Origin of the sequence: Sphingomonas sp. J344, assembly GCF_024700005.1 — a bacterium.
In the GTDB taxonomy this organism is placed as follows: Bacteria; Pseudomonadota; Alphaproteobacteria; order Sphingomonadales; family Sphingomonadaceae; genus Sphingomonas.
Window position 1 is genome coordinate 128,320 of record NZ_JAJONB010000002.1, and the last position, 21,116, is coordinate 149,435.

At 65.1% G+C, this 21,116-nt stretch carries 19 protein-coding genes, 1 tRNA gene and 3 pseudogenes; 18 read left to right on the forward strand and 5 right to left on the reverse strand.

Going from position 1 to position 21,116, the window contains the following annotated elements:
- The first annotated feature begins 206 nt into the window (after positions 1 to 206).
- The gene (locus LRS12_RS16690; RefSeq protein ID WP_257845655.1) at positions 207 to 1,502 is read left to right on the forward strand and encodes an ATP-binding protein; all 1,296 of its coding nucleotides are present in this window, start codon (positions 207 to 209) and stop codon (positions 1,500 to 1,502) included.
- Between the two features lie 7 nt (positions 1,503 to 1,509).
- On the opposite strand, the gene LRS12_RS16695 is transcribed toward LRS12_RS16690, so the two are convergent.
- The 3 genes from LRS12_RS16695 to serS form a co-directional block, all read right to left on the reverse strand.
- Positions 1,510 to 2,544, reverse strand: coding sequence for a TrkA family potassium uptake protein (locus LRS12_RS16695; RefSeq protein WP_257845656.1), 1,035 nt, complete (start codon positions 2,542 to 2,544; stop codon positions 1,510 to 1,512).
- Positions 2,541 to 3,599 carry a M23 family metallopeptidase gene (locus LRS12_RS16700; RefSeq protein WP_257845657.1) on the reverse strand — a complete coding sequence of 353 codons (1,059 nt, stop codon included), beginning with the start codon at positions 3,597 to 3,599 and terminating at the stop codon, positions 2,541 to 2,543. Before LRS12_RS16700 ends, LRS12_RS16695 begins: the two co-directional genes overlap by 4 nt.
- An 88-nt stretch (positions 3,600 to 3,687) precedes the next feature.
- Positions 3,688 to 4,965: a serine--tRNA ligase gene (gene serS / locus LRS12_RS16705; protein WP_257845658.1), complete on the reverse strand. Its 1,278-nt coding sequence runs from the start codon at positions 4,963 to 4,965 to the stop codon at positions 3,688 to 3,690.
- Positions 4,966 to 5,054: 89 nt separating this feature from the next.
- Between serS and LRS12_RS16710 the strand changes: the two genes are divergently transcribed.
- The 4 genes from LRS12_RS16710 to LRS12_RS16725 all read left to right on the forward strand — a co-directional run bounded on the left by LRS12_RS16710 (position 5,055) and on the right by LRS12_RS16725 (position 8,110).
- The gene (locus tag LRS12_RS16710; RefSeq protein ID WP_257845659.1) at positions 5,055 to 5,498 is read left to right on the forward strand and encodes a host attachment family protein; all 444 of its coding nucleotides are present in this window, start codon (positions 5,055 to 5,057) and stop codon (positions 5,496 to 5,498) included.
- Positions 5,499 to 5,562: 64 nt separating this feature from the next.
- Positions 5,563 to 6,504, forward strand: coding sequence for a hypothetical protein (locus LRS12_RS16715; RefSeq protein ID WP_257845660.1), 942 nt, complete (start codon positions 5,563 to 5,565; stop codon positions 6,502 to 6,504).
- A 686-nt stretch (positions 6,505 to 7,190) separates the two neighbouring features.
- Positions 7,191 to 7,652, forward strand: a complete 462-nt coding sequence (dksA, locus tag LRS12_RS16720) for an RNA polymerase-binding protein DksA (RefSeq protein WP_257845661.1) — start codon at positions 7,191 to 7,193, stop codon at positions 7,650 to 7,652.
- A gap of 86 nt (positions 7,653 to 7,738) precedes the next feature.
- On the forward strand, positions 7,739 to 8,110 hold the full coding sequence (locus LRS12_RS16725) for a PilZ domain-containing protein (RefSeq protein ID WP_257845662.1): 372 nt from the start codon (positions 7,739 to 7,741) through the stop codon (positions 8,108 to 8,110).
- A 114-nt stretch (positions 8,111 to 8,224) separates the two neighbouring features.
- On the opposite strand, the gene LRS12_RS16730 is transcribed toward LRS12_RS16725, so the two are convergent.
- Positions 8,225 to 8,380 (reverse strand): YdcH family protein, encoded by a 156-nt coding sequence (locus LRS12_RS16730; RefSeq protein ID WP_257845663.1) that lies wholly within the window; start codon positions 8,378 to 8,380, stop codon positions 8,225 to 8,227.
- A gap of 137 nt (positions 8,381 to 8,517) precedes the next feature.
- Here LRS12_RS16730 and LRS12_RS16735 point away from each other — a divergent pair, with 137 nt between their 5' ends.
- From LRS12_RS16735 to LRS12_RS16780, 10 genes and pseudogenes are all read left to right on the forward strand, one after another.
- Positions 8,518 to 8,715 carry a YdcH family protein gene (locus LRS12_RS16735; RefSeq protein ID WP_257845664.1) on the forward strand — a complete coding sequence of 66 codons (198 nt, stop codon included), beginning with the start codon at positions 8,518 to 8,520 and terminating at the stop codon, positions 8,713 to 8,715.
- Positions 8,716 to 8,888: 173 nt separating this feature from the next.
- Positions 8,889 to 9,353, forward strand: coding sequence for a DUF1465 family protein (locus LRS12_RS16740; protein WP_257845665.1), 465 nt, complete (start codon positions 8,889 to 8,891; stop codon positions 9,351 to 9,353).
- 94 nt (positions 9,354 to 9,447) lie between these two features.
- Positions 9,448 to 10,796, forward strand: a pseudogene (gene rmuC, locus LRS12_RS16745) (DNA recombination protein RmuC).
- 98 nt (positions 10,797 to 10,894) lie between these two features.
- A complete protein-coding gene (locus LRS12_RS16750) occupies positions 10,895 to 11,698 on the forward strand; it encodes a universal stress protein (protein ID WP_257845666.1) in 804 nt (267 codons plus the stop codon).
- A gap of 121 nt (positions 11,699 to 11,819) precedes the next feature.
- Entirely contained in the window at positions 11,820 to 13,316 is a 1,497-nt protein-coding gene (locus LRS12_RS16755; protein ID WP_257845667.1) for a PAS domain S-box protein, read from the forward strand.
- Positions 13,313 to 13,933 carry a response regulator transcription factor gene (locus LRS12_RS16760; protein WP_257845668.1) on the forward strand — a complete coding sequence of 207 codons (621 nt, stop codon included), beginning with the start codon at positions 13,313 to 13,315 and terminating at the stop codon, positions 13,931 to 13,933. Before LRS12_RS16755 ends, LRS12_RS16760 begins: the two co-directional genes overlap by 4 nt.
- Positions 13,934 to 13,983: 50 nt before the next feature.
- The gene (locus tag LRS12_RS16765) at positions 13,984 to 14,382 is read left to right on the forward strand and encodes a hypothetical protein (protein WP_257845669.1); all 399 of its coding nucleotides are present in this window, start codon (positions 13,984 to 13,986) and stop codon (positions 14,380 to 14,382) included.
- A 107-nt stretch (positions 14,383 to 14,489) separates the two neighbouring features.
- Positions 14,490 to 14,574 (forward strand) — tRNA-Leu (locus LRS12_RS16770).
- 67 nt (positions 14,575 to 14,641) lie between these two features.
- Entirely contained in the window at positions 14,642 to 16,243 is a 1,602-nt protein-coding gene (gene tig, locus LRS12_RS16775; protein ID WP_257845670.1) for a trigger factor, read from the forward strand.
- A gap of 87 nt (positions 16,244 to 16,330) precedes the next feature.
- Positions 16,331 to 17,321: pseudogene (locus tag LRS12_RS16780) on the forward strand (glycosyltransferase family 2 protein).
- On the opposite strand, the gene LRS12_RS16785 reads toward LRS12_RS16780, so the two are convergent.
- Entirely contained in the window at positions 17,318 to 17,866 is a 549-nt protein-coding gene (locus tag LRS12_RS16785; RefSeq protein ID WP_257845671.1) for a hypothetical protein, read from the reverse strand. The pseudogene LRS12_RS16780 and the gene LRS12_RS16785 overlap by 4 nt on opposite strands.
- Positions 17,867 to 18,054: 188 nt before the next feature.
- On the opposite strand from LRS12_RS16785, the gene LRS12_RS16790 reads away from it, so the two are divergent.
- The 3 genes and pseudogenes from LRS12_RS16790 to LRS12_RS16800 all read left to right on the forward strand — a co-directional run bounded on the left by LRS12_RS16790 (position 18,055) and on the right by LRS12_RS16800 (position 21,114).
- Complete coding sequence (locus tag LRS12_RS16790) at positions 18,055 to 18,705, forward strand: ATP-dependent Clp protease proteolytic subunit (RefSeq protein WP_257845672.1); 651 nt, start codon at positions 18,055 to 18,057, stop codon at positions 18,703 to 18,705.
- 109 nt (positions 18,706 to 18,814) lie between these two features.
- Positions 18,815 to 20,084 (forward strand): annotated as a pseudogene (gene clpX, locus LRS12_RS16795) (ATP-dependent Clp protease ATP-binding subunit ClpX).
- A gap of 178 nt (positions 20,085 to 20,262) precedes the next feature.
- Positions 20,263 to 21,114 carry a diguanylate cyclase gene (locus LRS12_RS16800; RefSeq protein WP_257845673.1) on the forward strand — a complete coding sequence of 284 codons (852 nt, stop codon included), beginning with the start codon at positions 20,263 to 20,265 and terminating at the stop codon, positions 21,112 to 21,114.
- Positions 21,115 to 21,116 lie beyond the last annotated feature (2 nt).

The window sequence follows — 21,116 nt, forward strand, 5'->3', positions numbered from 1 at the left end:
ACGCTTGAGGCGGCGGATTTGGCGACCGCCTATCTCGACGAACGTTATGGCGCACAGGTGCGGTCGCCGGGCACTACCGGCACACGGCGATCGTATTGCCCGCATATTTCGACGCAATCGTGTCAGGTGCGCAGCTCGCCGACGCCGATGGAAATATCCGGTTTAGCACCAGCGCGGACGCTCGGCGGAGCGTGCGAGACCGCCGCGTGTTCAGAGAGCTTCGGGAAACGCCGACTGTCGATCGCGCCATCTCCAACCCGACGACCAAGCCCGAGACTGGCGATACGGTCCTGTTGATCGCTCGCGCGCTGCGGAACCCGGACCGGAGCTTTGCCGGCGCCGTAGCCGTTGAGATCCCGGCGCGGCGCTTTGTCGATTTCAACGCCGGCATTGAATATCGTCCGGCCGATCTGATTTCGATCATCTCGCTGCGCGGCATGACCCTGGCGCGGCGCGAGGGCGGTGTCGTCAGCTGGGGGCAGGACCTGAGCGGGCGCCTGGTGATGCAACGCCAGATGGCCGAGCCCAACGGGGAATATTGGGGGCCGAGCTCACTTGACGGCAGACGCCGCCTGTTCAGCCACAGGAGGCTGACCAATTACCCGATTTTCGTGACCTCGGGCGTGGGCGAAGCCGACATCCTTGCGCCCGCGACGCGGCGTGCAGGGTGGTTCCTGAGTCTGGCGACGGCACTGACCCTGTTGCTGGGTGCGCTGCTTGTCTTGTACGCGCGGCATGTCAGCAACCAGGAACAGGCGCAGCGCCGGTTTGACCAGATGCGGGACGAGTTCGCCCATTCCGCGCGGGTTTCATCGCTCAGCGAGATGGCGGCTGGCCTGGCGCACGAACTCAACCAGCCGCTGACCGCCGCCTCCAACTATCTTGCGGTCGGGGAGCTGATGATCCGGGGCGACGGTACGCGCGAAGCGGTTGGGGCCCAGCTGCACCAGGTGCGCGGCCAGATCGCGCGCGCGGGCGAGATCATCCGCCGGATCCGAGACTATTTATCGAAGGGCAGCGCGGAATTGCGCATCGAAACGCTGGACGCGACCATATTCGACGCGATCGAGTTGGCGCGCGGCGGCAATGCAGCGCCGCGCGCGCGCGTGCTTTATGCGGGCGGCCATGCGCAAACGCGGGTGCTGATCGATCGAATCCAGATCCAGCAGGTACTGGTCAACCTGATCCGCAACGCGGAGGAGGCGGTGGCGAGCGTCCCCGAGGACCGGCGCTTGATCCGGATCAAGTGCGAGGCCCGGTCAGAAGAGATGTTCGAAATTCGCGTCGAGGATGATGGCCCCGGCTTTCCCGACAGCGTGCTGGAGCAGTTCAACCTGCCCTTCATCTCGACCAAGGCCGAGCATGGACTTGGCATCGGCCTGTCGATCTGCCGCCGCATCATCGAGGTACATGGCGGAGAGTTGAAGGCGTGGAACCGCGCCCGGGGCGCGACCGTCAGCTTCACCGTCAAGCGTGAAGCAGTTCTGCGCTCGGTCGCCTAGCCGACAACTATCCGTGGGCGGAGTCGCCCTGGGGAATGATTTCGACGATCACGTCATCCGCCTTCAGCGCCTTCGCCTGTTCCTCGAAGAAGCCATAGGGTTCGCCGTTGCGGTAGATCCGGACGCCAAGGCCGGTGGTGATTGCAGATAGCGGCTTGCCGATCTCCACCGCCTTCACGCAGCGTTCGGACAAATGCACCCGCCCGTCGACCGAGGCGAGGTCGAGCATATAGTCGGCGACATGTGTCCCCTCGACCGATCCGGCGAGCAGCAGCCCGGCGAAGCTGACCGGGTTGATGACGGTATTCGCCCCGGCTGCGCGCGCGGGAAATTCATTGTCGTCCGCCTTGATGATGATTGAGATCGGCACCTTTGGCGCCAGGTGCCGGGCGGTGAGGGTGACGAGGATCGAGGTATCGTCGCGCCCGGTGGCGACGATCAGCGTCTTTGCGCGGTCGACCCGAACGTCCTGCAGCGTCTGGTCGCGCGTCGCGTCGCCGACCAGCACGTTGCACCCCACATCTTCGGCACGGGCGAGCGCGTGTTCGTCCCCGTCCACCACGACGATGCAGGCGGGATCGGTGCCGCGCGCGACCAGTTCGCTGACCGCGTCAGAGCCGGTCTTGCCGAACCCGGCGACCACGATGTGGTTGGTGAGCATTTTCTGGATCTGCGCCATGCGCCACCTGTCCCATGTGCGTTTGAGGATGAATTGGTAGGTCGTGCCGATGAAGATCAGGATCACGAAGATGCGGATCGGCGTCACCACCAGCGCGTCGAACATCCGCGCGCCGGGCGAGATCGGAACGATGTCGCCATAGCCGGTCGTCGTGATCGAAATCATCGTGAAATAGATGATGTCGAGAAAGCTGATATGATCGTCGAAATTGTCGCGCAGCCCTTCGCGATCGAACCAGTGGAAGGCGACCGCGAAGGCATAGAGGCCCAGCACGGCGGCGACGCGCCAGGCGATCGACACCCAGGGTGATACGCCCGACTTCCGGCGGAGCGCGGCATGGGTCGGGATGCGGTGGCGGTTCAACGGCTGGGCAGTCTGGGAATCGGATCGACGGGGGTGCGTCCCTGGCGCAACTCGAAATGCAGCTGCGCACGGTTCGTTCCGCTGTCGCCGGACAGGGCGATCATCTGGCCACGCTTCACCGACTGGCCGCGCTGGACGAGCAGCTGCCCGGCATGGCCATAGACGCTCGTCCAGCCGCTGCCATGCTGAAGGATTACCAGCCCGCCGAGTGCGGGGATTTCGCTGCCGACATAGGCGACGGTGCCGTCGGCGGCGGCGAGGATCGGGGTGTCGAGCGGCACCGCGATCTTGATCCCGTCGCTCCGCTCGCCACTGGCGATCGGACCGAATCGACGGATGACGGTGCCGCGCGCCGGCCAGGCAAAGCCACCGCGCAGCGTTGTCGTCGGTGCGGCGACTGCGGCGTCGGGAGGCAGTACCCGCGCCGAGGACGCGGTCGGCGGGGTCGGGCGCGCGCGCTCGGCAATGGCGGGCTGGCCGCCCGTGACGATATCGTCGATGTCGAGCCGGAAGGCGGCGGCGCGCTCCTCCAGCGTCATCGTCCGGGGGTCGCCGGGGATCAGCAACCGCATGCCGGTACGCAGGATATAGGGTTCGGTCAGGTCGTTCTCGGTCACCACCCGGCCCCAGTCGACGCCATAGGCGCGGGCGATGGCGATGCCGGTCTCACCTGCGCGGACCAGATGATAGCGCCCGCCCGGGATCGACAACCGCTGGCCGACGCGAATCGTGTAGGGCGGGGGAATATTGTTCGCACGCGCGATCGCTTCAGATCCTGCACCGGTCCTGTCCGCGATCTTGCGCAGCGTGTCGCCGGACACGACGACATATTCCGACGCGGGAATGACACGCGCATCGGCAGTCACCCGCCGCGCCTCCCACGCCGAGACAGGCGCGGGGAGGGCGGGGACGTCCTCACGCCGGGGGGCCGCCGTCGGATCGACCTGTCGGGGCGCGGGGGCCGAGCGGGCAGAAGGCGTCGCTCCCGGCGGAATACAGCCACCTGCCAGCGGCGCCAGCATCAGCGCCGCGATCAACCCCGTCCTGATCCTCATCCCCCGCATGATCCGCCCGGTTCAACCTATTGCCCGTTCAAGCATAACAAGCGATTCACGATGCGTCAGGTCCAGATACGGCGGCACGCTAACTGGCGGGTTCGAGCCGGTTGACCCCGCGCAGATAGGGCTGGAGCACGTCGGGCACCGAAACTGCACCATCCTCTTGCTGATAATTCTCCAATACCGCGACCAGCGTGCGGCCGACCGCGAGGCCCGAGCCGTTGAGCGTGTGGACGAAGGCCGGCTTTCCGTCCGCGCCACGATAGCGCGCATTCATCCGACGGGCCTGGAAGTCGCCACATGTCGAGCAGGACGAAATCTCGCGATAGCGCGCCTGCCCGGGCAGCCAGACTTCGAGGTCATAGGTCCGCGTCGCGCTGAACCCCATGTCACCCGCGCACAGCAGCATGCGGCGGAAGGACAGGCCGAGCCGTTTGAGAATCTCCTCGGCGCAGGCGGTCATCCGCTCATGCTCCGCCTCCGACTGATCGGGAGTGGTGATCGACACCATCTCGACCTTCTCGAACTGATGCTGGCGGATGAAGCCGCGCGTGTCGCGACCTGCAGCACCTGCCTCCGAGCGGAAGCAGGGAGTGAGCGCGGTCAGGCGCAGCGGCAGTTCCTCGCCGCTCAAAATCTGCTCGCGCACGCTGTTGGTCAGGCTGACTTCGGACGTCGGGATCAGCCAGCGGCCATCGGTGGTGCGGAACGAATCCTCGGCGAATTTGGGCAGCTGGCCGGTGCCGAACATGATCTCGTCGCGGACGAGTACCGGCGGCACGCATTCCTCATACCCATGCGCGCCGGTCAGCGTGTCGAGCATGAACTGGCCGAGCGCACGGTGCAGTTTCGCCGCCGCGCCGCGCAACAGCGTGAAGCGCGACCCGCCGAGCATCGCGCCGGTGTCGAAATCGAGGCCCAGCGCAGGGCCGAACTCGTTATGCTCGCCGGGCGTGAAGGCGAAGGCCGGCTGGGTGCCAACCGTGTGCACCAACTGATTATCGTCCTCGCTCGTCCCGTCGGGTACGTCCGCAGCGGGCAGATTGGGGATCGCCGCCAGCGCGGTGCGCAGTGCCTCGTCCGCCGCGCTCTGGGCGAGGTTGAGGTCTTCCAGCACCTGTTTGAGCTGCCCGACCTCGGCCATCAGCGCCTGGGCCCGGTCTTCGTCCTTCGCCGCCTTGGCCTGGCCGACCTGTTTCGACAGCTCGTTGCGCCGCGTCTGCGCCTCCTGCTGCTGCGTGGTCAGCGCGCGGCGCGCTTCGTCGAGCGCGACCAGCATTTCAGCCTGCGGCTCGGCCCCACGGCGGGCAAGGGCGGCGTCGAACGCCTCGGGGTTCTCACGGATCGCGCGAATGTCATGCATGGGGGCAGGCTATGGCGAGCCGCGCGGGGCTAGGCAACCCGGTGTGCGCGGTGTGCGTTCACCCTGTGTAACCAATCAAGGAGAGACTCATGCACGTTCCGCACAATGCGATGGTCGTGGTCGCCGATGGCCGCAAGATGCTGTTCCTGAGGAACGAGGGCGACAATGTTCACCTCAACCTTCAGGTCGAGCGCAAACGGGTGCAGGAAAACCCCGACAATATCGACCAGCGCACCGACGCTCCGGGCCGTGCCTTTTCAAGCGTGGGGGCGGGGCGCAGCGCCTATGAGGAGACCGATTTCCACCAGCTGGAGGAAGACCGGTTCGCGGCGGAGACGGCGGAACTGCTGAAGAAGCGCGCGCTCAACAACGATTTCGAATCGCTGATCATCGTCGCGCCGCCGCGCACGCTAGGCGAACTGCGCAAACATTATCACAAGGAGGTGAGCGAGCGGCTGACCGGCGAGATCGACAAGACGCTGACCGGTCATCCGATCCCGGAGATCGAACAGGCACTGATCGACGCCGACTGACGCTGGTCGCCGCGGCGCTTATTCGGCCGCCGCGGCGTCCTTTGCCTTGCGGTTCTGGTACCGCTTGCGCACCACCAGCGCCGCTGCGGCCGCGCCGAACAGCAGCACCATCGGCGGCGCGGGAACCGGATCGGGACCACCCGAGGAGCTGCTGGTGCCGCTCGACGTGCCCGACGAAGTCGAGCTGCTGGTCGAGGTGCTCCACCCACTCGAGGTGCTCCACCCGCTCGAGGTCGAGGACGACACGTCGCCCGAGGACGAGGCCGAGGTCGAGGAAGCCGACGAGTTGGACGACGAGGTCGAAACATCGCCAGACGAGCTGGCCGAGGTCGAGGTCGACGACGACACGTCACCCGACGAGGACGCCGAGGTGGACGAGGACACGTCACCCGAGGACGATGCCGAGGACGAGACGTTGCCGCTCGACGAAGACGACACGTCGCCCGACGAACCGCCCGAGGCCGAGCTGGTCGAGGACGAGGACCCGCCCGACGAGGTCGAGCTGGATGATGCGCCTGACGACGTCGACGACGACGAACCACCGGTCGACGACGACACGTCACCCGACGATCCGCCCGACGATGTGGAGGAGGACGATCCGCCGGTCGAGGACGAGACATCGCCCGAAGAGGTCGAGCTGACCGCGCCGCTCGACGTGGACGAGCCACCTGTCGACGAGCCACCGGTCGAGGAAGTCGAGCTGACGCTGCCGCTCGACGAGCCACCGGTCGAGGTGGACGAACCGCCAGTCGACGAGCCGCCGGTCGAAGTCGATCCGCCCGAGGTCGATGTCGAACCGCCGCTGGTGCTGCTGGTCGAGGAAATGACGATGCCGCCGCTGCCTGACGCGCCGCTGCCGCTGCTGCCGCCCGAACCGCCGAAGAATCCGCCAGCGAAGAATCCGCCAACGAAACCGCCGCTGCTGCCTCCGGTCACTGCCGCTGCGGCGCCACCGCCGCCGCCACCGCCGCCACCGACGACGGGCATCTCACCGCTTGAGCCATAGGTGGGCGGGGGCAGGGGGATCGCCGTCCCCTGTGACGTCACGGTCACGACCTGGGGCTGGCACTGGGCAGTGGTAGTTACGGTGCGGCGCACGACGCGCTTGCGCAGAGGGCGCTTGACGACGCGGCGCTGGACCACGCCCTGCTTCACCGATTGACGCTGTTGCTGATAGCCGCGCTCGGCGCGGGTTTCGGCGACATGCACCGCGCCGCCGCCGACGACGGCACCGCCGCATGCGCAGGCGCACAGTTTTGCCAAGGCCATCCGAACCGACATTTTGCTTCTCTCTCGTCCCTGGTCACCCAGGGGTGCGCTAGGCACCCGTTCAGCGGGTAATTGCCCGAGAAGTGCAGAAGAAAGTATTAAGTGCAATGTCGTTAACCACGCTTTCCACAGCTTGGGGACAATTATCTGCGACCGCCTCGCATCATCTATGGTTAATGTGCCTTTAGGGGACGGAACTGTCGGCCATCGTGCGCGAAAGCTTAACCAATTTGCGGCATTGGTGACGTCGATCGCACCTCTCCGGTTCAGCGCTGTGTAATTTCCCGCATGGCAAGAACGGCTTGGCGCACGAATCTATGGATTCGGTAGCTTGTGGTACGAAATTTGCCCGGATATAGGGCGCCCCGGGGATACGGGGATCGAGATCGGCGAAGGCCATCCGATCCCGTTGTGGAGTGTGGGATGGCGACCGTTTTCGAACACCGCGACGATCCAGCGAAACCCGTAGCCGCGAACGATTTGCCTGACGGCTATCGTCCGACCGCGGACGAGCCGTTCATGAATGCGCGGCAGCAGCAATATTTTCGCGAAAAGCTGCTTGCCTGGAAGGATGCGATCCACCGCGAGGCGGCGGGGACGCTCAACCAGCTTCAGATCGATTCGCTGCGCGAGGCCGATCTGACCGACCGCGCATCGAGCGAGACCGACTGGTCGATCGAACTGCGCACCCGCGACCGCCAGCGCAAGCTGATCTCAAAGATCGACGCCGCGCTGCGCCGGATCGAAGAGGGCGAATATGGCTATTGCGAGGTGAGCGGCGAGCCGATCAGCCTCGCGCGGCTCGAAGCGCGCCCGATCGCGACGATGACCGTTGAGGCGCAGGAGCGCCACGAGCGCAACGAAAAAGTCTCCCGCGAGGAGTGATGACGGTAATTTCGATGCCGGTTAACGGTTTCGATAGCCATTGTCGGACTATACTCCGCGCGTAACGAGTTAGGCACGAGCGGCAGATGGACCAGTTTTCTTCCGACCCATTCAGCGGACGCTTCAGCGACGATCCGGCGAGTCAGCGCAATCAGGTGCGTGACAGCCTGTTCCTTGCGGCAACGCTGCGACTCGACAAGATCGAGGTGCAGGTGCGCGTGCGGAACCTGTCGGCCGGCGGTTTGATGGCCGAATATGCCGATCACGTCGATTCGGGGACGCCGGTGGAAATCAATGTTCGCGGCGTTGGCTGGACCCGTGGCCGGATCGCGTGGAGCGCGGAGGGCAGGATCGGCATTGCCTTTGACCGGCCGATCGATCCCATGCTGGCGCGCAAGCCGGTCGGACACGGGCCGGGCACGCCCCATTTCGCGAAACCGCAACTTTACCGGGGTTGAATTCGATCAACGCGCGGGGCGTTGTCCGCGTGGATGGTTTTCGGGAAATCAATGCGCCAGATCACTGGCGCGGATGGGCCGCCCCGCCGCAGCGGGGCAACCCGGTGAACCGCGTCAACTGAGCGCGATTTCTTCCTTTACCTTGAGCTTGCGACGCTTCAGGTCGGCGATGATCATCTGATCGGGCGCGGGCCTTTGCAACTCGGCGACGATCTTGCGATCGAGAGTCGCGTGCTTGGCCTCGAGTGCCGAGAGATGCGCGTTCTGCATGGAAGCAATCCTCCTGCTCTAGTTGGGGGATTGACGAGTAAATCACGATTCGCGGCACTTGTCGCCCCTTGCGAATCGCCCCATCGACAGGGCAACGCCGATCTGCGACGGGTCGAGTCCTGGGGGTGCCGCAGCGAATGGACGAAAGCGAGATTTTACGGCGGCTTGAGCTGCTTCGCGTCGAACATCGCGACCTCGATGTTGCGATCGAAGCCTTGCGCTCGACGCCGATGCCCGACCAGCTTCAGGTCGCGCGACTCAAGAAGCGCAAATTGCTCCTGCGGGACGAGATCGCAATGCTGGAGGATCAGCTGATCCCCGATATCATCGCCTGAGCTGTTTGTCGGTTTGGCGGCACCGACCACTCCCTCACCCGGCCAACCATAGGATGCTGGCGCTGGGACGGGCCAGCACCGCCTCAGCGAGCGCTCCCCCGCGTCGTTTTGGAACAGGGCGGGGGCGTAAAATGGTATTTCGTTAATGAAATCTTTCTGTCAGCGTTCGGATCATGACCGGGGAAGTGGAAACCATGCGCGTTCAACGCGCCCTGATCGACTCGCTCTACACCGAGTCGATGTTGCTGGCTGATGAGGCGCGCGCCTATTTCGACGAGGTCGGGCGCGAGCAACGCGACCTTCTGGGTGCGATGGACCGGGTGGTGTTCTCCTGCGAATCGCTCAAGGTCACGACGCGGCTGATGCACAGCATTGCCTGGCTGTTGACCCAGCGCGCGGTTGCGGCAGGGGAGATCGCCCCGGTCGAGGCGCGGCATCCCTCGCGGCGGCTCGGCGAAGCGCCCGTCACCGACTCCGCCGCGTTCGACGCGATGCCGGTCTCCGCACAGCATCTGATCGCGGCCAGCGTCGACCTGCACCGTCGGATTGCCCGCCTCGACGCGGCGCAGGACGAGGTAGCAACCATCCCGGTCAGCCCCGCGCGGACGATGCTGGACCGGCTGGCCCACGCCTTCTGAGCTCAGCTTCAGATTAGTTCTGTAACCCGGCGCACGTTCGAGCTATGTTCCGTTCCGTTGCCGACGGAAGGGAATAGGCGTGTCGATCGAAGTCATGGTGGGATTGGTTGTCGCGCTGGTGGCAGGGGCGCTGCTCGGCTGGCTGTTGGGGGGCGTGCCGCTGCCGCTCTGCGTGCCGAGCGGGACCAGCGTGAGGCGGATTTCAAGGCCGCGATCACCGATCTTGCCGCCGCCGAGGAACGCGCGCGCGAAATCCCGGAGCTGCGCGAGCAGCTCGACACGATCCGCGACCAGCGCGATGCAGCGCGGATCGAACTGGCCGAACTGCGGGTCAAGGCTGAGGGGCTTGAGGAGCGGCTGACCGGCCAGTTTCGCGAAGTGGCCGGGACGATGCTCGCCGAAACCCAGGCAGCCTTCCTCAAACGCGCCGAGGATCGTTTCAGGGAGTCCGAGAGCGCAGCTGGCCAGAATCTCAAGGCACTGCTCCAGCCGGTGACCGAACGGCTCCAGCGCTACGAAGAGGGCGTCGCCAAGGTGGAGGCGGAGCGCCGCGATGCGTTCGGGGGAGCTGAAGGGCCAGATCGAGCAGATGCGGATCGGGCAGGAGCGGGTCAGCACCGAGGCGGCGAAGCTGGTCAACTCGCTGCGCAACGCGCCGAAGTCGCGCGGTCGCTGGGGCGAGCAACAACTGCGCAACGTGCTCGAAACCTGCGGCCTGTCCGAACATACTGATTTCATGACCGAGGTCAGCGTCGCGCAGGAAGAGGGGGGCGGCTGCGCCCTGACGCTATCGTCCGCGTACCGGGCGGCAAGGCGCTGGTGATCGACGCCAAGGTGTCGCTCAACGCCTATCAGGACGCATTCGGCGCGGTCGATGAGGATGAGCGGCAGGCAGGGCTGACCGCGCACGCCATCTCGATGAAGACCCACGTCAATGCGCTGGGCAACAAGGCGTACTGGACCCAGTTCGACGAGGCCCCCGATTATGTCATCATGTTCGTTCCGGGCGAGCATTTCCTGTCGGCCGCGCTGGAGCATGACCCGACGCTGTGGGACTTCGCATTCGAGAAGCGCGTGCTGCTGGCGACGCCGACCAACCTGATCGCAATCGCGCGCACGGTTGCTGCAGTCTGGCGGCAGGAGATGCTGGCCAAGGAAGCACGGCAGATCGGCGCGCTGGGCAAGGAGCTTTATGACCGCCTCGCCAAGGCACTGGGCGACTTGCGCACGGTGGGTAGCGGGCTCAACACGGCGGTCAAGAATTTCAACGCTTTTGCCAGCTCGCTGGAAAGCCGCGCGCTCGTTTCGGCGCGCAAGCTCAAGGATCTGAACATCGAGACTGGCGCGCGCGAGATCGAGAGCGTGCCTCCCGTGGACCTGCTAGCCAGTCACGCAACGGGGATGGAACCGGACAATGAGGACGCGCTCAAGGCCGCCGAATAGCCCGCGGGTGCGGCGCACGTCGTACTACGTATCACTCCCGATAGTGACCCATCGATCCGACGCATAGCCTCGCTCCGATGAGTTTCGGGAGACGGGCAATGAAAAATGTTGCCGTATTGATCCATGCCGACGCCGGCCAGGAGTCGCGGCTTCAGGCCGCGCTCGACCTCGTCCGTGGGCTGCACGGGCATCTGATCGCTATCGACGTCACCGCGCTGTCGCCGATTGTCGAGGATCCGATCATCGGCCCCGGATTGCTCGCGACACAGATCGCCGAGGAACTGGCGGTTCAGGAGGAGAATAGCGCCCGGATCAAGGCGCGGCTGCTGATCGAGGACGTGCCCTGGACGCGGGCCGAGTGCATGGGAGATGTCGCCTCCTGCCTGGCCTCCCATACCGCGCTCACCGACCTGGTCGTTATCAATACGGTGTTCGACGGCTTTCCGGGCGGCGAGATGGACGCAGTGGTTGCCGCGATGCTGCGGCTCAACCGGCCGGTTGTCGCGGTGCCGCGCGCGGCACGGGGGATCGCGCTACAGGGCATTGCGCTGGTCGCATGGGACGGATCTGACGAGGCCGACGCGGCGCTGCGCGCCGCGGTCCCGATCCTGGGCCTGGCGCGCGAGGTTCGCCTGCTCAGCATTGCCAGCGGAGATATCCGGCATCCCCCGGAACTGGCAGCAAGCTATCTGTCGCGTCACGGCATACGACCGGAGATTATGAACATCCCAGACGCGCCGGGCCGGATCGGGCAGCAGATCGTGGCTCAGGCGCTGCGCATCGAGCCATCGATCATCGTCATGGGCGGATTCGGGCATGCGCGGCTGATCGAAACGCTGTTCGGCGGCGTTACCAACGACTTGCTGCGCAACAGCCCCTATCCCGTCTTCCTCGCTCAGTGAACTGACGATTGCACCTGTCCCGATCCGCAATGGCGCGATCCGAACTTGCACGCGTCCACGATATGGGTAGGCTCACCAAGTGCCTGGGGTGCCAATCCAAGGCGATTGGCAGGGGATCGGGATGGGCGGCGACACGGTCGAAAAGCTTTCCGCTCGGTTCATCGCCAGCGATCTCGAGCGCGCGCAATTCCTGATCGACCCTGAAGGAATGATCTGCAGCTGGAACCCGGGCGCGCAGATCCTGCTTGGTTATGCAACGGAAATGGCGGTCGGTCAGCCCGTCGCGATGCTCTATTCACAGGGCGACGCTGCGGCCGGAAAGCCGCATGACGATCTGGCGCGGGCGGCGACCTATGGCCGCTATTCCGAGGAAGGATGGCGGCGGCGGCAGGATGCGACCGAGTTCGCGGCGGATGCGCGGCTGACCGCGCTGCGCGACGAGGGCGGGACACTGCTCGGCTTTGGTGGAACGATCGAGGATATCACCGATCGCAAGGCCGCCGAGGCGGCGGTGGCGCGCAGCGAACTGCACCTGCGATCGATCCTTGCCACCGTCCCCGACGCGATGATCGTAATCGACGAGCGCGGGCAGATGCTCTCGTTCAGCGCCGCAGCGGAACGGCTCTTCGGCTATAGCGAGGCGGAGGTCGTCGGGAAGAATGTCGCAATGATGATGCCCGACGGCGATCGTTTGAGACATGACGATTATGTCGATCATTATTGCCGCACGGGTGAGCGGCGGATCATCGGAATCGGTCGCATTGTCGTGGGAAAACGGCGCGACGGCAGCGAGTTTCCGATGGAGCTTGCCGTTGGGGAAGCACGGAGCGCCGGGCACCGCATCTTCACCGGCTTCATTCGCGACCTGTCAGAACGCCAGCGTGCCGAACTGCAAATGAAGGAACTGCAGTCCGAACTGATCCACGTCTCGCGTGTCTCGGCGATGGGGACGATGGCATCGACACTGGCGCATGAGCTGAACCAGCCGCTGACCGCGATCGCCAACTACATGGAGGCGGCACGCGACTTGATCGCACGCGGCACGCTGGACCCCGACCTGCTCGGCGAAGCGGTGTCCGAATCGGCGACCGAGGCACTGCGGGCCGGCTCCATCGTCCGGCGTCTGCGCGAGTTCGTCGCGCGCGGAGAGGTGGAGAAGCGGGTCGAGCCATTGCCACAGATGGTCGAGGAGGCGACTCGTCTGGCGATGACCGGTGCGCGCGAGCGAGGGGTGCGCGCTCTCAAGGACCTCGATCCCGATGCGCGGCTGGCGCTGGTCGATCGCGTCCAGATTCAGCAGGTGCTGGTCAACCTCATCCGCAACGCCGTCGAAGCGCTGGGGGATATGCCCGTCCGCGATGTCACCATCGCGACTCGCCTTCAGGCTGATGGCATGATCCGCGTCGAGGTCAGCGATACGGGGCCCGGTATCGATCCGGCGATTCGCCCGCGACTCTTCGACGCATTCAACACCAACAAACCCGATGGGCTGGGCCTTGGCCTGTCGATCTGCCGCACGATCGTTGAGGCGCATGGCGGGCGGATCGATGCCAACCCGCGTTCGGGCGGCGGGACGGTCCTGTGGTTCACCATTCCGAGCGCGGAGACCCATGAATGAGCGAGCAGCGGCTAGTCCACCTGATCGATGACGAGGATGCGGTGCGCCGCTCGGCCAGCTTCCTGCTCAAGACGTCGGGCTATGAGGTCCACGCCTATGCATCGGGGGTCGCGTTTCTGAAAGAGGCACGACATCCCGATCCGGGCTGCATCCTGCTCGACATTCGAATGCCCGAGATGGACGGGCTGGAAGTGCAGCGCGAACTCAACGCGCGCGGCGTCGCGCTGCCGGTGATCGTGCTGACCGGGCATGGGGATGTCGCGACTGCGGTGACGGCAATGAAGCAAGGCGCGCTCGATTTCCTCGAAAAGCCGTTCGAAAAGACGCTGTTGCTGGCCGCGCTCGACCGCGGGTTCGAACGACTCGGGCGCGCGGGCGATGCGGAGATAGCGGGGCAGGAGGCCAGGGTACGCATCGCCGCGCTCACGCCGCGCGAACGCGACGTGCTGCGCGGGCTGGTCGCGGGCAACCCGAACAAGACGATCGCCTATGATCTGGGCATATCGCCCCGCACCGTGGAGGTGCACCGTGCCAACCTGATGACCAAGCTGGACGTCGGCAGCCTGTCCGAAGCCCTGCGCATCGCCTTTGCCGCTGGACTTCACGCGCGCGAGTAAGGACTTTTCCGGACAGCGCGCACGCCGCCGACGCGCCATGCTGACGGTCAATGGACCAACCCGCCTCATCCTCGGCACCTGCGGACAAGGCCGCCGGCGCGCTCGACATTGTGCTCGTCGACCCCGACGATGCGGCGCGGCGCGACTTGCACCTGCTGCTGTCGGGACAGCGACATCGAGTCCGTGCCTATGACAGCCCGGTTGCGTTGGTAGCGGACCCGGAGGCGGTTGCGGCACACTGGCTGATCGTATCGGTGCGGGGAGGGGCGGAGAGCCTGGCGGCCGTCGGTCGCCTGCGTTTCCGGGGCTGGACCGGGCGGCTTGCGGTCATTGTCGAAGCGGGCGCGATGCCCGAGCGCGACGGCGTCATGATCGCGCCGCGCGACCTGATCCTGACGCACCCGGTCGCGCCGCATGCCTGGCTGCTCGGCCTTTCGACGCCCGGATAGAGGGCGCCGAACGGGCGGTCTCGGTGATTCTTCGTCATATACGGCATCGCCCTTGCCCCCGGCACCCGCATTGCTATAGACGCGCCCGACTTGCGGTGTCCCAGAATGCGGGCGTGGCGGAATTGGTAGACGCGCTGGTTTTAGGTACCAGTATCGAAAGATGTGGGGGTTCGAGTCCCTTCGCCCGCACCAATCCCGCCCGGCGTGATCGCGATGCCGCTAAATCGATTCCACTTCCAGAGCAGGAAGCCCGAGAGAAATGCAGACCGTCGAGACGTTGAACGAAGGCCTCAAGCGCGCCTACACCCTGAAGATCACCGCCAAGGACATCGACAGCCGCGTCGATGCCGAGGTGAAGCGCGTGGCCCCGCAGATCCGCATGCCCGGCTTCCGCCCCGGCAAGGTGCCGACCAACCTGGTCCGCAAGATGCATGGCGAGGCGCTGACCCAGGACGCGCTCAACTCGACCATCCAGGAAGGCGTGCAGAAGCTGATCGCCGATCACAAGCTGCGTCCCGCGATGCAGCCGTCGGTCAGCCTTGAGGGCGAGTTCAAGGCCGGTGACGGTGCCGAGGTAAAGGTTGAGCTGGAAGTCCTGCCCGACGTTCCGACTCCCTCGATCGAGGGGCTGAAGCTCGAACGTCTGATCGTTCCGGTCAGCGACGAGGCGGTCGACGCGCAGATCATGCAGATCGCCGGCCAGCAGAAGGCGTGGGAAGACGCCAAGGCCAGCTACAAGGCGAAGCAGGGCGACCAGGTCACGATGGACTTCGTGGGCAAGGTTGACGGCGTCGCGTTTGAAGGCGGCACCGGCGAGGGCATGGCAATCGAAATCGGTTCGGGCCGCCTGATCCCGGGCTTCGAAGACCAGATCGTCGGCGTGAAGGCTGGCGACGAAAAGCAGATCGAGGTGACCTTCCCCGAGGATTATGGCGTCGACACGCTGGCCGGCAAGCCCGCGACGTTTGACCTCAAGATCACCGCGGTGAAGACCGCCGGCGAAGTGAAGGTCGATGAAGATCTGGCCAAGAATCTCGGCCTTGAGAGCCTTGATCAGCTGCGCGGTATCCTGCGCGGCCAGATGGAGAACGAGACCGGCGGACTGACGCGCACCTATATGAAGCGCAAGCTGCTCGACCAACTCGCTGCGGGGCACGACTTCCCGGTCCCGCCGTCGATGGTCGAGGCCGAGTTCCAGCAGATTTGGGCGCAGCTCCTTCAGGAAGCGAGCCACGAGGAAGATCCCGAGGCGGCCAAGGCCGATCTCGAGAAGGAAAAGGACGATTACCGCGCGATTGCCGAACGTCGCGTCCGTCTCGGTCTGCTCCTCTCCGAAATCGGACAGGCGAACGGCGTCGAGGTGACTCAGGCGGAAATGAACCGCCTGATCGCCCAGGCCGCGCAGCAGTACCGCCCGGAAGACCAGCAGCGCTTCTTCCAGTATATTCAGCAGGAGCCGATGGCGGCCGCCCAGCTGCGCGCGCCGCTCTATGAGGACAAGGTCGTCGACTTCCTGTTCGAGAAGGCGGAGATCAGCGAACGCGACGTGACCCGCGAAGAGCTGGAAGCCGCGATCGAGAGCGAGGAAGGCGCGGTGCCGCACGTCCATGGGCCCGACTGCAACCACGACCACGACCACGATCACAAGCCCGCCAAGAAGGCCAAGGCGAAGAAGTCTGACGAGCCCGCCGCTGCCGAGGACGTAAAGCCGGCGAAGAAGGGCAAGGCCAAGGCGGAAGAGGCTCCGGCCGAGGAAGCTGCTCCGGCCAAGAAGGCACCGGCCAAGAAGGCCGCCAAGGCGGATGACGCCGAGGCCGAAGCGCCGAAGAAGAAGGCTCCCGCGAAGAAGAAGGCGGACTGAGGCCTGTAGCATCGTCACCCCGGCCCATTCCGCAAGGGTTGTGCCGGGGTCCACGGTGCCGCACACTGAGTGCTTGAGGCTCTTGCGATGCGCTCAGCCTCCCGGTGGACCCCGGAACAAGTCCGGGGTGACGTAGTGGGGAATGGCGTGACCGAACCGCGCATCGCAGTGATCCTGCCCTGCTATAACGAGGAAGCCGCGATCGCGCAGACGGTCGCGGGCTTCCGCGCGGCGCTTCCGACCGCCGCCATCTATGTCTTCGATAACAACAGCGCCGACCGCACCGTCGCCATCGCCCGCGAAGCCGGCGCGATCGTTCGGACCGAGCGGATGCAGGGCAAGGGCAATGTCGTCCGCCGCATGTTCGCCGATGTCGATGCCGACATCTATGTGATGGCCGATGGCGATGCGACCTATGACGCCGCCGCCGCGCCCGCGATGATCGCCAAGATGCGCGACGAGGGGCTCGACATGGTCGTCGGCACCCGCGTGCACGAAGCCGCCGACGCCTATCGCCGTGGGCATGTGCTTGGCAATCGCGCGATGACCGGCCTGCTCGCGCGCCTGTTCGGGCGCAGTTTTACCGACATTTTCTCGGGCTATCGCGTTTTTTCGCGGCGCTTCGTGAAAAGCTTCCCGGTGCTGTCGGCGGGGTTCGAGATCGAGACCGAGATCAGCGTCCACGCGCTCGAACTCAAGATGCCGGTGGGGGGAGGTGGAAACCCGCTATCTCGCCCGTCCCGAGGGCTCGGCGTCTAAATTGTCCACCTATCGCGACGGGTTTCGCATCGCCCGGACCATCCTGACGCTCTACCGCATCGAAAAGCCGATGCTGTTCTTTGGCTGGATCGCACTGGCGCTTGCGGCGCTGGCGGTGGGTCTCGCAGCGCCGCTGGTGATGACCTATCTCCACACCGGGCTGGTGCCGCGCTTCCCGACCGCAATTCTCGTCACTGGGCTGGTGATCCTGGCCGCGCTCAGCAGCTTTGCCGGGCTGATCCTGGACACGGTGGTGCGGGGCAGGCGTGAGGTGCGGCGGCTCGCCTATCTTGCGCAGCCCGCTCCCGCCAATCTTTAAGCGGCGAGCTTTTCCAGCCTTATTCCAAGCTCTTCGATCAGGAACTCCTCGACCGCCGCCTCGATCATCGCGCGTGTCTCGCGGGTCGGTGCCTCGACCCAACCGGCGATGCGCAGCGCGCCAACGACCGGGGCGACCTTCCAGCGTACGTCGCCGTCGGCAACGCTGATCTCCCCATCGTCGAACCGGTGGGCGATTTCGAGCGCGTGGAGGCGGCGGGACAGGCGCGCTACCGCTTCTGCGGATCTGATCCCGTTCCAAGCGGCAAAGGCAAAGTCGAAATGGTCGCGTTCCGGCGCGGGGTCGACGGCGCGGCGTGCCGCCTCGGGCAGGGGCGCGCCGCTTCCCGGAGCACGCAGCAGGATATGGGCGAACATCGTCAGGACGATTGCGGTAACCGGAATCAGCGCAATGGCGATCACCATCCCGATGCCGAAGGTCGCGTCGTTGAACCCGCCCGCCGCAAATAGCGGCCCCAGGCCCACAGCAACAAAGGCCGCGTAGAGCAGGGCAAAGACGATGATGGTTCGCATATTCTGGCGCATCGGCGCCCCTTTCGACTCCCGGTTCGGATCGACCCTGGCAGACAAGGGTTCAGAAATGGTTGCCGCGCGACGACGCACCGCCGTTCACCCTCTTCCCCCTTGCGCCGCGCCGCGCGAGCGCCGATGTAGTCGCCTGGGCAAAAACAGATTTGACGAGAACATCCCACATGCATCCTCTTGCCGGTAACATGACTCCTGACGGTTTTACGCGCGATCCCGTCACCAACGCGCTGGTTCCGATCGTCATCGAACAGTCGAGCCGCGGCGAGCGCAGCTTCGATATCTACTCGCGCCTGTTGCGCGAGCGGATCGTGTTCATCACCGGCGGTGTCGAGGATCACATGGCCTCGCTGATTACCGCCCAGCTGCTCTTCCTCGAGTCCGAGAACCCGAAGAAGGACATCTGGATGTACATCAACTCCCCGGGTGGCGTGGTGACCGCCGGCATGGCGATCCACGACACGATGCAGTATATCCGTCCGCGCGTCGGCACGGTGTGCATCGGCCAGGCCGCGTCGATGGGCAGCTTCCTGCTCGCCGCAGGTGAACCGGGGCTGCGCGTCGCGCTGACCAACGCACGCATCATGATCCACCAGCCCTCGGGCGGGGCGCAGGGCATGGCGTCGGACATCCAGATCCAGGCCAAGGAAATCCAGCGCATCAAGGATCGGATGAACGCGCTGTACGTCAAGTACACCGGCCAGCCGCTTGAACGGATCGAATCGGCAATGGATCGCGACACCTTCCTTGAAGCCGATGAGGCCAAGGCGTTCGGTTTGGTCGACGAAGTGTATGAAAAGCGCCCGCAGCCGACTGACACCGACGGCGCGGCGTCTTAATCTGACGCTCACCCTTGCCGGTTTATAGGGCGAATTTGATTTGCCGGGCGTTTTCCCGGCTGTAGGATGCCGGGCTGCGTAATCGGTCCGGCACGCAAAGGAAGACTGAATGACGAAGCTAAGCGGCGGCGATTCCAAAAGCACGCTTTACTGCTCGTTCTGCGGCAAGTCGCAGCATGAGGTGCGCAAGCTGATCGCCGGACCGACCGTGTTCATCTGCGACGAATGCGTCGAACTGTGCAACGACATCATTCGCGAAGAAACCAAGTCGGCGCTGGTCAGCAAGAAGGACGGTGGCGTCCCGACGCCGCAGGAAATCTGCGACGTGCTGGACGATTATGTCATCGGTCAGAAGCAGGCGAAGCGCGTCCTGTCGGTCGCTGTGCACAACCATTACAAGCGGCTCAACCACGGTGCCAAGGGCGCCGATGTCGAGCTCGCCAAGTCGAACATCCTGCTCGTTGGTCCCACCGGCTGCGGCAAGACGCTGCTCGCGCAGACGCTGGCGCGCATTCTCGACGTGCCGTTCACGATGGCCGATGCGACCACGCTGACCGAAGCCGGTTATGTGGGCGAGGATGTCGAGAACATCATCCTCAAGCTGCTCCAGGCGTCGGACTACAATGTCGAGCGGGCGCAGCGCGGCATCGTGTACATCGACGAGATCGACAAGATCAGCCGCAAGGCCGAGAACCCGTCGATCACGCGCGACGTGTCGGGCGAGGGCGTGCAGCAGGCGCTGCTCAAACTGATGGAAGGCACCACCGCGAGCGTTCCGCCGCAGGGCGGGCGCAAGCACCCGCAGCAGGAGTTCCTTGCAGGTCGACACGACCAACATCCTGTTCATTTGCGGCGGCGCGTTCAGCGGCCTCGAAAAGATCATCGGCGATCGCCTTCAGGGCAAGTCGATCGGCTTCGGCGCCTATGTCGCCGCGCCGGAAGAACGCCGCACCGGTGAGACGCTGCGCCAGACCGAGCCGGAGGATCTGCTCAAATTTGGCCTGATCCCCGAATTCGTCGGCCGCTTGCCCGTCGTCGCGACGCTTGAGGATCTCGACGTCGATGCGTTGATCAAGATCCTGACCGAGCCCAAGAACGCTCTGGTGAAACAGTATCAGAAGCTGTTTGAGATGGAGAACAGGAAGCTGTCCTTCACTGACGATGCGCTGGTCTCGATTTCCAAGAAGGCGATCGAACGCAAGACCGGCGCGCGCGGTCTGCGCTCGATCCTGGAGGGCATCTTGCTCGACACCATGTTCGACCTGCCCGGCATGGACGGGGTGGACGAGGTAATGATCGACAAGGACGTGGTCGCCGGATCGAAGGATCCGATCCGCGTCTATGCCACCGAGAAGAAAAAGGCCGGCGACGCCGCCTGACCGCGGGACGGCCAGATAATCGGACGGGCGTCGGGCAACCGGCGCCCGTTTCGCTTTGCGGGACACGCCCCATCGCCCGCCCGCAACCGTCCACAGGTTTAACCATGGTCGTTTTCCGCTGCTTAACCCGTCCTAACGATTTCTTCCGCGCGATATCGGGAATCTACGGGAGGCTTATTTGCGGTTCTATCAGGCGACGCGCTTCCTGTTCCCTTCCAGCTTGCGGCTGCGCATGTTCGCCATCTGCTTCATCGGTACGCACATCCCGCTGCTGAGCTTTGCCGGGTGGCAGTTCGTGAGGGACAAGACCGACTGGTCGGATCTCGGCATCGTGCTCGGCGCGACGTTGATCGGCACTGTGTTCACCCTGCTCGGCATCGACGCGCTGCTCGCTCCGGTGCGCGCGGCGACGCGGGCGGTCCAATCGCTCGAACGCGAACAGGCTGAGGCGCTGGAGTCGGTCAAGGACGGCGACATGCTGGCCGAATTGTTGATCGGCGTGACCCGCGCGAGCGAGGCGACCAAGGTCCGCATCGCGGCGCTCGACATGGCGGCGCATCGCGATCCCCTGACCGGACTGCTCAACCGTCGCGGGTTCCTTGTCCGTGCCGAGGCGGCGGGCGACGGGTCGATCGCGTTGCTCGACCTCGACCGGTTCAAGTCGATCAATGACCAGTTCGGGCACGACGCGGGCGACGAGATTCTCCAGGACTTCGCCGCATTCTTGGCGCGCGGCGTGCGCCGCACCGACTGCGTCGGGCGCTGGGGCGGCGAGGAATTTGCGGTCCTGTTCCCCGATACGGATGAAGGCGAGGCCGCAGCGGTGCTCCGCCGCCTGGCGCGCAGGCTGGCCAACGGACTGATCGAACGCCCGGATGGCATACCCGTCACCTGCTCGGGCGGTGTGGTCGCCATCGAGGGAGAACCGATGCCGCTTGCCATGGCCCGCGCCGACGCGGCGCTCTACGCAGCAAAGCGATCGGGCCGCAACCAGCTCCGTGTCGGCGACGCGCATGCGTTGGTGGAATAGCG

Excerpts from the sequence above, each read along its gene's own strand:
- LRS12_RS16790 (WP_257845672.1), top strand. The coding sequence starts at position 18,055 with ATGACTCCTGACGGTTTTACGCGCGATCCCGTCACCAACGCGCTGGTT.
- LRS12_RS16750 (WP_257845666.1), top strand. The coding sequence starts at position 10,895 with ATGAAAAATGTTGCCGTATTGATCCATGCCGACGCCGGCCAGGAGTCG.
- LRS12_RS16740 (WP_257845665.1), top strand. The coding sequence starts at position 8,889 with ATGACCGGGGAAGTGGAAACCATGCGCGTTCAACGCGCCCTGATCGAC.
- serS (WP_257845658.1), bottom strand. The coding sequence starts at position 4,965 with ATGCATGACATTCGCGCGATCCGTGAGAACCCCGAGGCGTTCGACGCC.
- LRS12_RS16760 (WP_257845668.1), top strand. The coding sequence starts at position 13,313 with ATGAGCGAGCAGCGGCTAGTCCACCTGATCGATGACGAGGATGCGGTG.
- LRS12_RS16730 (WP_257845663.1), bottom strand. The coding sequence starts at position 8,380 with ATGCAGAACGCGCATCTCTCGGCACTCGAGGCCAAGCACGCGACTCTC.
- LRS12_RS16725 (WP_257845662.1), top strand. The coding sequence starts at position 7,739 with ATGGACCAGTTTTCTTCCGACCCATTCAGCGGACGCTTCAGCGACGAT.
- LRS12_RS16785 (WP_257845671.1), bottom strand. The coding sequence starts at position 17,866 with ATGCGCCAGAATATGCGAACCATCATCGTCTTTGCCCTGCTCTACGCG.
- LRS12_RS16700 (WP_257845657.1), bottom strand. The coding sequence starts at position 3,599 with ATGAGGATCAGGACGGGGTTGATCGCGGCGCTGATGCTGGCGCCGCTG.
- dksA (WP_257845661.1), top strand. The coding sequence starts at position 7,191 with ATGGCGACCGTTTTCGAACACCGCGACGATCCAGCGAAACCCGTAGCC.
- tig (WP_257845670.1), top strand. The coding sequence starts at position 14,642 with ATGCAGACCGTCGAGACGTTGAACGAAGGCCTCAAGCGCGCCTACACC.
- LRS12_RS16710 (WP_257845659.1), top strand. The coding sequence starts at position 5,055 with ATGCACGTTCCGCACAATGCGATGGTCGTGGTCGCCGATGGCCGCAAG.
- LRS12_RS16765 (WP_257845669.1), top strand. The coding sequence starts at position 13,984 with ATGGACCAACCCGCCTCATCCTCGGCACCTGCGGACAAGGCCGCCGGC.
- LRS12_RS16755 (WP_257845667.1), top strand. The coding sequence starts at position 11,820 with ATGGGCGGCGACACGGTCGAAAAGCTTTCCGCTCGGTTCATCGCCAGC.
- LRS12_RS16735 (WP_257845664.1), top strand. The coding sequence starts at position 8,518 with ATGGACGAAAGCGAGATTTTACGGCGGCTTGAGCTGCTTCGCGTCGAA.